At 67.0% G+C, this 11,573-nt stretch carries 10 protein-coding genes and 1 pseudogene; 4 read left to right on the plus strand and 7 right to left on the minus strand.

Annotation, left to right across the window (positions count from 1 at the left end):
• Positions 1 to 329 (minus strand): IS6 family transposase (locus VP06_RS11855; protein WP_048463979.1); only part of this gene is annotated, 329 nt, incomplete at its 3' end.
• A gap of 224 nt (positions 330 to 553) precedes the next feature.
• Here VP06_RS11855 and VP06_RS11860 point away from each other — a divergent pair.
• Together VP06_RS11860 and VP06_RS11865 are read left to right on the plus strand one after the other, a co-directional pair.
• On the plus strand, positions 554 to 1,126 hold the full coding sequence (locus VP06_RS11860) for a recombinase family protein (protein WP_048463985.1): 573 nt from the start codon (positions 554 to 556) through the stop codon (positions 1,124 to 1,126).
• Between the two features lie 501 nt (positions 1,127 to 1,627).
• Positions 1,628 to 3,145: a type IV secretory system conjugative DNA transfer family protein gene (locus VP06_RS11865; protein ID WP_245291152.1), complete on the plus strand. Its 1,518-nt coding sequence runs from the start codon at positions 1,628 to 1,630 to the stop codon at positions 3,143 to 3,145.
• Positions 3,146 to 3,292: 147 nt separating this feature from the next.
• On the opposite strand, the gene VP06_RS11870 is transcribed toward VP06_RS11865, so the two are convergent.
• Genes VP06_RS11870 through VP06_RS11880 form a run of 3 tightly spaced genes read right to left on the minus strand, consistent with a single transcriptional unit; the run spans position 3,293 to position 5,192 of the window.
• Positions 3,293 to 3,886, minus strand: a complete 594-nt coding sequence (locus VP06_RS11870) for a hypothetical protein (protein WP_048463981.1) — start codon at positions 3,884 to 3,886, stop codon at positions 3,293 to 3,295.
• On the minus strand, positions 3,870 to 4,676 hold the full coding sequence (locus VP06_RS11875) for a P-loop NTPase family protein (protein ID WP_245291153.1): 807 nt from the start codon (positions 4,674 to 4,676) through the stop codon (positions 3,870 to 3,872). The genes VP06_RS11870 and VP06_RS11875 overlap by 17 nt, the downstream gene beginning before the upstream one ends.
• A 3-nt stretch (positions 4,677 to 4,679) precedes the next feature.
• Entirely contained in the window at positions 4,680 to 5,192 is a 513-nt protein-coding gene (locus tag VP06_RS11880) for a hypothetical protein (protein ID WP_048463982.1), read from the minus strand.
• Positions 5,193 to 5,463: 271 nt separating this feature from the next.
• Between VP06_RS11880 and VP06_RS11885 the strand changes: the two genes are divergently transcribed.
• Complete coding sequence (locus tag VP06_RS11885) at positions 5,464 to 5,757, plus strand: hypothetical protein (RefSeq protein ID WP_048463983.1); 294 nt, start codon at positions 5,464 to 5,466, stop codon at positions 5,755 to 5,757.
• The gene (gene mobF, locus VP06_RS11890) at positions 5,754 to 8,396 is read left to right on the plus strand and encodes a MobF family relaxase (protein ID WP_053081732.1); all 2,643 of its coding nucleotides are present in this window, start codon (positions 5,754 to 5,756) and stop codon (positions 8,394 to 8,396) included. Before VP06_RS11885 ends, mobF begins: the two co-directional genes overlap by 4 nt.
• 72 nt (positions 8,397 to 8,468) lie before the next feature.
• On the opposite strand, the gene tnpC is transcribed toward mobF, so the two are convergent.
• From tnpC to VP06_RS34855, 3 genes and pseudogenes are all read right to left on the minus strand, one after another.
• Positions 8,469 to 9,749, minus strand: coding sequence for an IS66 family transposase (gene tnpC, locus VP06_RS11895; RefSeq protein WP_048463984.1), 1,281 nt, complete (start codon positions 9,747 to 9,749; stop codon positions 8,469 to 8,471).
• 496 nt (positions 9,750 to 10,245) lie between these two features.
• Positions 10,246 to 10,803, minus strand: a complete 558-nt coding sequence (locus VP06_RS36240; RefSeq protein WP_156295557.1) for a hypothetical protein — start codon at positions 10,801 to 10,803, stop codon at positions 10,246 to 10,248.
• Positions 10,804 to 11,021: 218 nt separating this feature from the next.
• Positions 11,022 to 11,189: pseudogene (locus VP06_RS34855) on the minus strand (IS5/IS1182 family transposase); the annotation flags it as partial.
• Positions 11,190 to 11,573: the final 384 nt, after the last annotated feature.

The raw sequence follows: 11,573 nt of genomic DNA on the forward strand, positions 1-11,573 counted from the left end.
TACTTGTCGATGGCCCGGTACAGGTACCGCCACTGGCCCCGCACCTTGATGTAGGTCTCGTCGATCCGGACGGAGCCGCAGTGAGGCCGACGGAACGGCCGCAGGCGCTTCTCGATCAGCGGCGCGTAGGCGAGCACCCAGCGGTTCAGGGTGGAGTGGTCGACGTCCAGACCTCGTTCCAGGAACAGTTCCTCGATGTCGCGATAGCTCAGCGGGTAGCGCAGGTACCAGGAGACGGCCTGGACGATGAGCGCCGCCTCGAAGTGCCGGCCCCGGAAGTCGGCCTTGGCGCGTTGCTTGAGCTTGGCGGCGATGGCGGACAGGATCATAGGCCGGCCCAGGGCGGAGGCGGCAGGCTGGGCAGATATGGTTGCCGACTCGTAAACGAGGGTCGGTTCGCGTTTGCGACAGGCCCACACGGCGTACACCCTTGTGCCACCGGGTATACCCTGTTGAGGCATATGCGTGAGACAGATGTGGCTGTATCAACAGGGTTGTAAAATAGACCATGAGACAGATAGAGACGAACTTCTAGACCCTGGCGAGACGAATGATGAGCAGGATCGGCTACGCACGCGTCAGCACTACGGATCAGGACCTCGCCCTCCAGCTCGCAGCCCTCTCCGCTGCCGGGTGCGGCGTCATCCGATCCGAGAAGGTCACCGGATCCACCGTCACCGGACGCGCCGAGTTGCGCACCGTCCTCGACTTCATCGGCCGGGGCGACACCCTCGTGGTCACCCGTATTGATCGCCTCGCCCGATCCCTCGGTGACCTCCAGGACATCGTGCGCGAGCTCAAGGCCAAGGGCGCGTCCCTCGTCGCCACCGAGCAGCCGATCGACACCGGGACTGCCGCCGGCAAGGCCTTCCTCGACATGCTCGGGGTGTTCGCCGAGTTCGAGACTAACCTGCGGCGGGAGCGCCAGATGGAAGGGATCGCCAAGGCCAAGGCTGCCGGGGTCTACAAGGGCGGTAAGACCCGGATCGAGGCCGACGAGGTGCGGCGCCTGGCAGGAGAGGGGCTGGGCCCATCGGCGATCGCCCGGCAGCTCGGGATTGGCCGGGCCAGCGTCTACCGTCTGCTCGGCTCGAGCAAGGCATCGGCACCGAGCAGCCAAGCCTGACGGCATGGATATCCGATAAGCGGTGTCGCACCCAAGCGCACCGACCAGAATAGGACGGGGATCACACCCTCGAGCGCCATGTCTCCCAGATCAGGCTCAAGGTTCGGCTGGACGCGAGGTACATCCCCCCTGATTGCGTAAGATGTTGAAAATATAAAATATAAAATATCTCTTGTCTGGGATTTATGCGACACAAACATCAATTATATTGATAAATTTTTATGGAATCGATATCCATTTTTTCAATGTGATTTCCGTATCAATTGAGTGAATGTTGTTGTCGCAACGCGCTTGTCACGGGCGCGTGACGCGTCGATTTATTGTTGGGCGATGCAAAATATGCGCTTGGTCTTGAGCTTCGTCGCCACGTTCGTTCTTCTCTATCCCATCGCCGGCTTGATCCAGCACGGGTTGGATCCGACCCTCTGGCCCAGTGAGGTCATGCACCCCGGTGCATGGTTTGCCACATTGCTGTCCTGGCAAGTCGCCGATGCCCTTGCGATGTCCTACCGCATCCTGATCGGCCGGGCGCCGGAATTCGCTAACGCGGGCTGGTCGTTAGGACCGGTGCTCGCTCTCGCACCTCTCCTCGTTCTGTTTGGAGCCAAGCTACTACGACGCACCAGGATCGAGCCGAAGCGCGACACCTCGGATCTGTTCGGATCGGCCCGCTTCGCGACCTCGACCGAGCGCACGCGCCTGCGCGAGGGCCTCGAACTCGGTCGCGACCCCGAGACCGGCCGGGCCGTGCGGGTCGCCGTTCAGGGCACCCTCGTCACCATCGCGCCGCCCCGCAAGGGCAAGACCTCCGGCCTCCTCATTCCCAACCTCGCCTTCCCCGAGCCGCAAGGGTGGGGTGGGCCGGCCGTCGTTCTCGATCCCAAGGGCGAGGTCTACCGCACCGTGGCCGCTCGGCGGCGCGCCCTCGGCCGGCGCGTCGTCTGCCTCGATCCCCTCAACCTCGCTGGCGGGACCGATTGCTGGAACCCGCTGCAAGGCCGCGACCCGAACGACGTGCTCTATCTCCAGAGCAGCGCGCTCGCCCTCTTGCCCGAGGCCACCGGCGACAGCGAGGCGTCGGCCTACTTCCGCAACCGCGCGGTCGATCTCATCGTCGGCGCCATGCTGGTGGTGCTGCGTATGCCCGAGGAGCGATCCGTCGTGCTCGTCCAGGAATTCATCAACGACGAGCTGCGTCTGCTTGGCACCCTGAACCAGTACGTGAAGCACTGGCCTGAGCCAGCCGCTTACGCCGCAATCGAGATCCTGCAATCCGATCCCAAGACCAAGGACCCGATCAAGTCCACCGCCTTGCAGGCCTTCCAGTGGCTCGCCGACCGGCGCCTGCGCGACCTCGTCAGCGCCTCGACCTTCGAACTGTCCGAGCTCTCCACTGGCACGGTCGATCTCTTCGTCGCGGTGCCGACCGAGTACAAGACCGTGCTCGCCCCCTTCCTGCGCTGGTTGTTGTCCGACCTGTTCACCTCGGTGCGCCGTCACCGCCCGGCCGAGCGGCTGGTGGTCTTCGTCGACGAGGCCGCCGTGCTCGGCCGCTTCGACGCGCTCCTGACTGCGGCCGGCGAGCTGCCAGGCTACGGGGCCAGCCTCTGGACGATGTGGCAGGATCGCGCCCAGCTCGTCGGCCTCTACGGCGAGGCGGGGGCGGATGTGCTGCTCAACACCGCCGAGGTCGTGACCGTCTTCGACGTGCCGGCGGTCGATCCGGACGAGAGTGAGCGCTGGTCGCGGGCGATCGGCGACTACACCGCTTTCGTCGAGACCCACTCGGCACCGAGCGGTGATGCCAAGGGCAGCCCCTCCACGACGCGATCCTCGCAAAGCGCACGGCTGATGAGCAAGGAGGCGTTGATCGCGATGCCGAGCGACGAACTCCTGGTGTTTCCCAACAGCGGCGGTCACGCGCGCCACCCGCTGCGCCTGAAGAAGACGGTGGCGCATACCGATCCACGGTTCCGCAAGCTGATCACGCCGGTACCGCCCGTCGGTCACGCCCGCTGAGGATCACCCGCTCCTGCCGTCCGTCTCCCGATGCAAGGTCGGGAGACGGGCAGTCCCAGGTGCTGGAGGTACCAGGACCGAAACGTTGCTGCTGCAGGCTCACGGTGTTCGCACCAGGCGCTCGAGCCCGCTCCGGTGTCTCGCTGCTCAGCGCGGAGCCGCGCTGGTCCGCAGACCCTCGACCGGCACTTGGGTGACCGCGTAACCCACGCCCGGGTGCCAGTCCCGCAGTTCCGCCATGTTGTTGGCCCGGCGCATCAGGCCGTAGGCTCGTCCCGCCACCAGCCGGTCCCCGCCGGGCCGTCCATCTGGCATGATCCAGCTCGCGGCGACGTCCCGGTCGCTGCGGATCTCGATCCAGGCCTCGGGCGTGCGCCACCAGGCCACCACGAGCGCCGCCAGGGCGCAGCCGGTCAGGAGCGCGTCGCGGGTGAGCCGACCGGCCTGGAACGGCAGGCGCCCGCGCCAGACCGCCCAAGCGCTCGCGTGGCCTACCACCGGCCGCGCAGCTGGTGCAGTTTGGCCGGAGGCAAGCCGCACGGAGCGTAAGAGCTCGAGCCGGTGCTCGGGCAGGAGCTGCGGCGCACCATTCTCGAGCGCGGCGAAGCGATCACCCGCCGGGCGCTGTATGAGCCGATCGAGCGCGGCCTTGCTCTCCCGCTCGGCCGTTGCCGCAGCCGCGCGGGCCGCGCGGGCTGCACCCGCGATGCGGGCGCGGACGTCCTCAGGCGTTGCCGGCATGCCGACCGCCCCCCTTGCGCGGGCTGACCGTGGCGGGGGCGGCGTCCTCCCCAACCAGCCAGAAAGCCGCCGGCTTGACCGCCTCCATCACCGCGAGCCGGAACGCTGTCAGATCACGCAGGATCCGCCCGGCCTGCGCCGGCGAGGTTTGCTTGACCAGGCTCGCCCGGTCGAGCTGCCCGACCCCGCGCAGCTGACCGGCGGTCAGGATCTCGCGCGTTACGTCCTCGAACTCGAAGGCGCGCAACTGCGTCACCGTTGCATCCCCCGCCACCCGCTTCAGGATCGCGGGATCGACTGGCCCACGCACGCCGTTGGCCACGACGAAGCGGGCGCCCGCCCATTCGCGCGAACCCTGCAGCAGCTTCCCCGCATCAGCGAGTGCGGCCGCCTCGGCCGCGACCACCACCACGAGCCCGAGCTCAATCCCGCTCTCCTTGAGCGCCGGGGCTTCCTCCTTGAGGATGTCGACGAGGCTCGCGGCGGTGTTGGCCCCGATGTCGACGAGACTCGGGATGGTCGCTGCGTAGATCGCGTTGATCACCTGGTCGAACTCCGCCCGCGCCGCCTTGCCGCCGCTGGCCTCGATCGCCTCGCGCGTGGCGCGCATCGCGAAGTGCTGCACGCGGCCGGGCTCGTTGGAGCCGCGCGCGGTCGTGAACTCGGTCAGGCGCGGCACCGCCTCGATCTCCAGGATCGCGGCGTCCGGCACCGCCTCGGCCAAGCCGCGGGTGACGGTCGATTTGCCGACGCCGCCGGTTTCCTGGGCGACAAGGAGGAGGCGGGGCATCAATCAGTCCTTCTTGAACAGAGTGGCGTGCTTCTCGGCCTGCAGCCGGCGGATCTCGGTCTCGCTGAGCGGTGCGTCCTCACCGGCCGGAGCCTCTGCCGCGCGCTCGTGGAGCAGCTCCGGTGCGAGCCGGGAGGGCGCGAACGCGGGCCGAGCCGGTTCCGCCGGGCGCTGGGAGAACTCCGGCCGGTCGGGGCGGGCGGCGCGCGCCGCCATCCTGGCTGCACGTGCCGCAGTTTGCCGGCGCACGCTGGAGATGATCCCCGTCAGGTTGCGTCCCGTGATCGGCTGGCCCTGCGCGGTGGTGAACCCCTGCGCGGTCAGCGCGGTGGCGATCGCATCCCAGGTCAGCCCGCCAGCCTGAAGGGCGAGGAGAGCGTCGAGGTTGGCGCGCACCGCCTCCATCAAGCCGGTGGCAGGCCGCCCACCGGGAGCGAGGGCTTCCCGCCGTCCGCCGGAGGCGGCGTCGGCGTCACGGGCGAGGCGGCGCAGGTCGAGGCGGGGGCGTTGAGCCATGGCCTGCCCTAACCGATCGGTCCTTGCTACCCCGTGGAGCCGACCGCTCGAAGGCCAGGCAGGGAGGTAAGCTGGCGTTAGGCTACGGTAGAGGACGGTTGCGTACGGTCGCGGACGGCAGCGTCACGGTAGCGCATACGGCAGGAGAAGAGGGATCACACCACACGCACTGAAGTGCTGATCCGTTAACCCTCAGCCCTGATCAGGCTCGCCGAGGCTCCTATGCCCATGCCAGGACTACCCGCGCTCCTCGTGCCGGATCCGCCGCCGCATGACAACCGACGTCACCCTCTCGCTCACCCTCCCAGCCGCTCTCGCCGCCTCGCTCCGGCAGGAGGCTGCCCAGCGCGGCTGGACGCCCGAGAGCCTCGCCCTCGACTGCCTCGCTCAGCACCTCGAGGTTGCCCTGCGCCACCGCGTGGTGCTCGAGCGCATGGAGCAGGTCGACGCTGCCCTGCTGCAGCTCGCCCAGACCGTCGGCGAGATCGAGGCGGCGGCCGAGGCTGTTGAACCCGGTGCCCTGTGCCGCTACCGGCCCGATCGCGATCCGGCTGGGACCCCGTGACTGCCTCGCTGCAGCGCCTGCGGCCCGGGCCCGAGGCGGCAGCTTATTACCTGACCCAGGCCCAGGACGAGGCTCGGCCGGACCGGCGCGAGGCCTACTACCAAGCCGAGGGCAGCGGGGTGTGGTGGTCGAGCGGCGGGAGCGTGGTTCGCCATGGCGCGACCATTATCGGCTCCTCGTTCCGCGACCTCTGCGCCGGTCTCGACCCGGGCACAGGTCGCCCCCTCGTGCGCGGCGCCGGTGCCGGACACCATGCCGGAACCGATTGCACGATGACGCCCGGCAAATCCGTGAGCGTGCTGTGGGCGGCGGGAGATGCCGATCAGCGCGCCGCGATCGAGCAGGCGCACCGGGCGGCAGTCGATGCGGCCCTGCGGTTCGTCGAGCGTGAGGGCCTGATCGAGGTTCGTACCGGGGCCGGGGGGCGCGAGCATCGCCGTCCCGCCGATCTGATCGCGGCGACTTTCGACCACTACACAACCCGCGAGGGTGATCCTAATCTACACACGCACTGCGTGTTTTTGAATGTTGCTGGCAATCCAGGGGAGAGCAGGGGTCGCTACAAGTCGTTGCGTCATCTGACGACCGACCCCGCTCGGTTATTCGAGCAGCAGCGTGGGGTGGGCGCCGCCTACAGGGCGGCCCTGGCCGAGCAGCTGCATGCCCAATTCGGCTGGCGCTTCCGTCCGGCCGGCAACGGACAGTGGGAGGTGGCAGGGGTCGCCGAGAGGGTGCTGGAGACGTTCTCGAAGCGCTCCGCCCAGATCCGGGAGCGGGTCGGCTCCGGAGCGACGAGCGCCCAGCGCGAGGTCGCGGCCTTGGCCACGCGGCGAGCCAAGGACCTCTTGCCGAGCGGGCCTGAGCTCGAGGCGCGCTGGCAACGCGAGCTGGCGGAGCTCGGAACGGATCCCTGGCGAAATGCCCGTGAGGCAGCCCGGGATCCCGAGCTCGCGCAGCAGATCGAGCCGGAGCACGATCTCGTGTTCGATCCGCCTGAGATCTCGGGCGCCACGCCAGTCGCCCGAGCCGCCTCGAGGCTGCTGCGGCACGAGAACGTGATCACCCGGGCGGCATTGCTGCAGGCCAGCCTCGAGGAGGCAAGCCTGCACGGGCTCGGCATCGGAGCCGTCGAGGCTGAACTCGCGCGACTCGAGCACGAAGGCACGCTGGTGCGCCTGTCCTCCGCCGCGCTCGAACCCAGCCAGGGGGCGTGCTGGACCACGCCTGGCATCGCGGCCTGCGAAGCAGCCCTGCTGCGCGCCGCCGAGCGACCACGGGAACGGAGATGGATTAGCCCTGAGGCAGTCACTGCGGCGCTCGAACAGGCTACCCAGATCGCGCCCGAGCAGGCCGAGGCGGTCCGCCTGGCAGCTGGTACGGACGGGGTATCGCTGATCGAAGCGGGCGCGGGTACGGGTAAAACCACCACGGCTCGCGTTCTGGTGGAGGCAGCCAGGATTGCTGGATTGAAGGTTGTTGGGCTGGCACCGTCCTGGGTCGCGGCCGATGAACTCGCGCGCAGCACCGGTATTCCCGCGAGAGCCATCGCGCGCTGGCGCTACGATCAGGCCCGCGGCCCGGCAGCCCCAGCGGACCATGACGCGGCTCTCGGAGCCGACAGCCTGGTTCTGGTCGACGAGGTCGGGATGGTCGGCACGCGCGACCTCGAGGCCGTGCTGAGCGCAGCGCACGCTGCGGGCGCGAAGGTGGTATTGTTGGGCGATCGCCGCCAGCTTGCCTCGGTTGCAGGGGCGAGCGCGCTGCGGGCGGTGGCGGAGGTATGCGGTCGCCAAGCCATACTGGGGCAGGTGCGGCGCCAGCAGGTGCCATGGCAGCGGGCCGCCTCGGAGCTAATGGCGCGGGGCGAGACCGAGGCGGGACTGCGCGCCTACGCGGGACAAGGCTGCGTCGAGCTGGTCTCTGGAGCTGAGGCGGCGCAGGCGCGGGTCATCGCGCTGTGGCGCGAGCTGCGCGTGCGGCACGGTGAGGACGTACTGATCGTGACCCGCCGCAACCGTGATGCGGCGGCGCTAAACCGACTTGCGCGGGAGGTGCTACGGATCGAGAGGCGGCTCGGGCCCGATCTCGTCGAGGTGAGCGCGCTCGACCGTGAGGACCGGCGGGTGGTGCTGCCGCTGGCGGTAGGTGACCGGTTGCGGTTCGGCGAGACGCTGCCGGAGCTCGGGGTGCGCAACGGTAACCGGGCAGAGGTGCGGGGGGTGACGGTGGCAGCCGACGGCCAGGTGCGGCTGCGCCTGGAACTGGAGGACGGGCGGATCCTGGAGGAGGTTTGGGAGCGGCTGGCCCGCGCGCCACGGTTCGGTCCGAACCGGCCCCCGCGGATCACGCCCGCGCTGGCCGGCACGGCGCACGCGGCGCAAGGTCGAACCAGCGCCGCAGCGGTTCTGTACGTGGGCAGCTCCGCCGACGCACGTGAGACGTACGTAGGTCTGACACGCCATCGGCAAGAAGCCCAGGTGGTCGTGGAGCAGGATCGTCTCGACGCGCTGTGCCGACAGCGACAGGCGGATGCGCGACTCGCCCCAACGGAGTCGATGCTGCTTGAGCGGCTGTTCGCGGAGGCTGGACGCTACCGGGAGAAGGCGAACGTGTCCGACTACGTGGTCGACCGGCTGTAATTACCCAGGGGGTTAGGCGCGGTGCGCGAGCCGTCTGACCTTGTTGGCGACGATGTGGATCGTGGGCAGCGATCAGGCGCCGATGGTCTTGAGGAGGGTGGCGAAGGTGTTCGCGCCCGAGAAGCGAGCGGTGTCGACGACGGTGCGCACGTCCGCCTCACCAGCGGCCGCCCACATCGCCCGATAGCCGTTCGTCACCTTCCGCTGCACCACGGCCAGGCGCAGGGCTCGCTCACACCCGTTGTTCGTCACCGCCACGCGGCCGGGATGGTCGAGGAAGACCAGGAGTTGATCCCGCGCACGGCCAATCTTGGCCTGCAACTCGCGGGTCACCGCGCAGCCGCTCGGCGTCGCCAGGATCGCTCCGAGTTGCCGATCGAGGCTGCGGCGCTTGGCCGACAAGGTGGACGCAGCCAGATCGGTGACCCGCTCAGCCAGGGCGAACACCGACCCGAGCCAGAGGTGCAGGCGCCAGGGCACCGGATCGTCGCTGGCCTCGACGCCATAGGCGACGTCGCGGGAGAGGTGCGCCAGGCAGGTCTGATGCCGGGCGGCATGACCCTGCTGGGCGGTGTAGCGGTCGGAGAGCCACACGGCAGGCCGGTGGCCCGCCATCGTCTCCTGCACCACGCTCGCGCCCCGCGTCGGGGCGGCACGATGAACCACCGCCTCGTCGCAGCAGAAGACCCAGTGGTAGCTGTTGCTGCCCTCGATGCGCACGCCGGTCTCGTCGCTGGCCACCACCGCGGCCCGGCGCAGCCGCGCCAGCGCGGCGTCCCGGCCTTCGGCAAAGCGGCCGTGGGCGCGCCGCAACAGGTTCATCAGCCCGCCCTGGCTGATCGGCAGCCCGAACAGATCCGACAAGGCGGCCTGCAACCGCTCGTAGGAGAGCGCCTGGAAGGTCTTCAGATAGGTCGCCACTGCATGCAGCCGCGGCCCGAACGGCGTGCCGCAGGCCGCTTTGGGAACCGGAGCGGCGACGCGCGTCCCGCAGCCGGGACAGGCCACCGCCAGGCGCCGATGCTGGGTCACGTGCGGCACCACCTGCGGCAGGTCGATCTGCTCGGCCAGGCTGACGACCTCGGCCGCCAGCGTCGCCGACAGCGGGGCACCGCAGCCGGGGCAGTGCTCGGGGCGATGCTCGACAACCGCATCAGGCTTCGGCGTCAGAGCGCGCTTGTGCCCCTCGTGCCCGGGCTTGGCCCCGCCAGGGCGGGACTTCTCGCGCCGTTCCTTGCGATCACTCGCAGGCGGCTTGGACGAGGTGCGCGAGGTCTTCTCGGGCCGGTGCAGCTTCAGCACCAGCTCGATCAACTCTTCCTTGCTCAGACGCTCCAGCTCGCTGCGGCTCATCCTACGAGGGAATCAGCGAAACCCCCTCACCGCAAGGGGGCGCCCTGCACACGCTCCGCCCCCAGACCACGACCGCGCGACACCCCTGGGTAATTACGACCGGCTTGCCTTCGTGCGCACCGGGGTAGTCGATCTGAGAGAGCCGGAGGTCGGGCTCGGGATCGTGCGAGCCATGACGGCAGCGAAGGCGCTGGCCCGTAGTCTGCACCAAGTGGATGCCACGCCACCACGATGGCCGCTTCTCTCCCTTCTCATGTCCTGGAACCGCCAAATCTGGCAACAGCGTCAAGCGAAACTGGAAGCTACCCTGGTACAACAGAGCGACCTACCTACTTCGAGGCTGCAAGTACAAGGCGCTTCGCCTGAACGTTGAAGTCGCGTCGGAATGGGCCTACCTGCGATAAAAACAATTGAACCCCTCGCAGAAGACCCGCCGTACGACAAGATGGATATAGTCGATGCCGGTCTCTGCTTGTTTACAGAAATCGGCAGGTTCTCAGAATGGGTTCATAAGGAACGGCCGGGACCAGACGCTGCAAGGATGATTTGTGCTGCAGTATTGCGCGATAAGAGCAGGGACACCTCCAGGTGTATCAAGAATTTCATTCTGTATCCATATTCCAATTACTAAAGCAATTACAATAATAAAGAATATTTGATTTCTAGATATTTGCATCAAAGTTGTATATATAGAACTTTTCTGACCAGCTTCATCGAAAAGGTCAGCAATAGGACGCATAAACCGAAACCGTTGCGGTAGTAGGGAGTATAATGCTAAGGAACAGATGAAAATCAGAATGACGTACCGCCACCAGATCTGTTGATCGATACCGAGTGCTGCGATGTTCTGGCGAGCGAGTTCAAGCCGCCGCATGAAAGGTGTGTCCTGTGGGGTGAAACCTTCCACGCTGGCTGACCAGAGTTCTGAGGCCGATACAAGTTTGACGCCGATGGTATCAGCTCGGGTGACAGGTGGGACCAGCTCAAAGAGCAGGAAAGCTGCCAATGCCAGAATGGCGAGAACGGTCAGAAGCTTACCGATGAAAAAGCGCATGCCTGTGATCCTTGTGTCGATAGAACACTAGGACCACAAGCTAAACCAGGGGTCAAAACATAATACGCGAGAAGGTTAACATATTACATCCAGTATTACATGCTATGGTCCGCGTGACAAGGGCCTGTTCGATATCTGGTTAATAATGTACTAACGCACTCGGAAGTTTCACATGTCACGTGTGCTATGTGAGTCTGGGGCATAGTTCAGACCCCGCTTCAGAAGGCTCGTACGAGTCGCCTGACGAGGATCACGGCGGCGGCCAGGACGAAGAAGGCGAGAGCGGAGGACGCGGTTGCTTCGTGATCGCGGGCGAGCCAACGGCAGCAACTGATCTACCCGAACGTCCGCTCGATCACCCAACAGCGCGGCTGGACGGCAGGACCTGAGTGCAGCGGGCTGAGGCGTTCACTCTGCCTACGGAGATCTGGCCCACCGACCTTGCCGATCGACGGGTGCAGCGCGACGGAACATCATTTGCTTCCCAGAGGATCGCCGGCAATACGATTGAACGGCTCATACCTTGAGCGGCGGGCCGGGGCGTTTTCCCCGTCACGGAGACCCGACCCGCCAGTGACGCCAATCGAGCGGCCGAAAGGCGGCAGATTGGTGTGACGTCCTGGCCAATGATCGTCCGCTAGCCCGGATTATTCATGCGGGGTGACGGGCATGGTGCAAGCCGCTGATCGGCCATAGATTTCGGCTGCGACACTCAAAACCAGCCGCTCGCGGAGACCATGCCCGCCAAGGTTGACGATACCCCGCCGCTG

It is taken from the genome of Methylobacterium aquaticum (assembly GCF_001043915.1).
Taxonomy (GTDB): Bacteria; Pseudomonadota; Alphaproteobacteria; order Rhizobiales; family Beijerinckiaceae; genus Methylobacterium; species Methylobacterium aquaticum.

What these genes read in the sequence shown, in the direction of transcription:
- VP06_RS11860 (WP_048463985.1), top strand. Translation starts at nt 554, where the DNA reads ATGAGCAGGATCGGCTACGCACGCGTCAGCACTACGGATCAGGACCTC.
- VP06_RS11865 (WP_245291152.1), top strand. Translation starts at nt 1,628, where the DNA reads ATGTCCTACCGCATCCTGATCGGCCGGGCGCCGGAATTCGCTAACGCG.
- VP06_RS11870 (WP_048463981.1), bottom strand. Translation starts at nt 3,886, where the DNA reads ATGCCGGCAACGCCTGAGGACGTCCGCGCCCGCATCGCGGGTGCAGCC.
- VP06_RS11875 (WP_245291153.1), bottom strand. Translation starts at nt 4,676, where the DNA reads ATGCCCCGCCTCCTCCTTGTCGCCCAGGAAACCGGCGGCGTCGGCAAA.
- VP06_RS11880 (WP_048463982.1), bottom strand. Translation starts at nt 5,192, where the DNA reads ATGGCTCAACGCCCCCGCCTCGACCTGCGCCGCCTCGCCCGTGACGCC.
- VP06_RS11885 (WP_048463983.1), top strand. Translation starts at nt 5,464, where the DNA reads ATGACAACCGACGTCACCCTCTCGCTCACCCTCCCAGCCGCTCTCGCC.
- tnpC (WP_048463984.1), bottom strand. Translation starts at nt 9,749, where the DNA reads ATGAGCCGCAGCGAGCTGGAGCGTCTGAGCAAGGAAGAGTTGATCGAG.
- VP06_RS36240 (WP_156295557.1), bottom strand. Translation starts at nt 10,803, where the DNA reads ATGCGCTTTTTCATCGGTAAGCTTCTGACCGTTCTCGCCATTCTGGCA.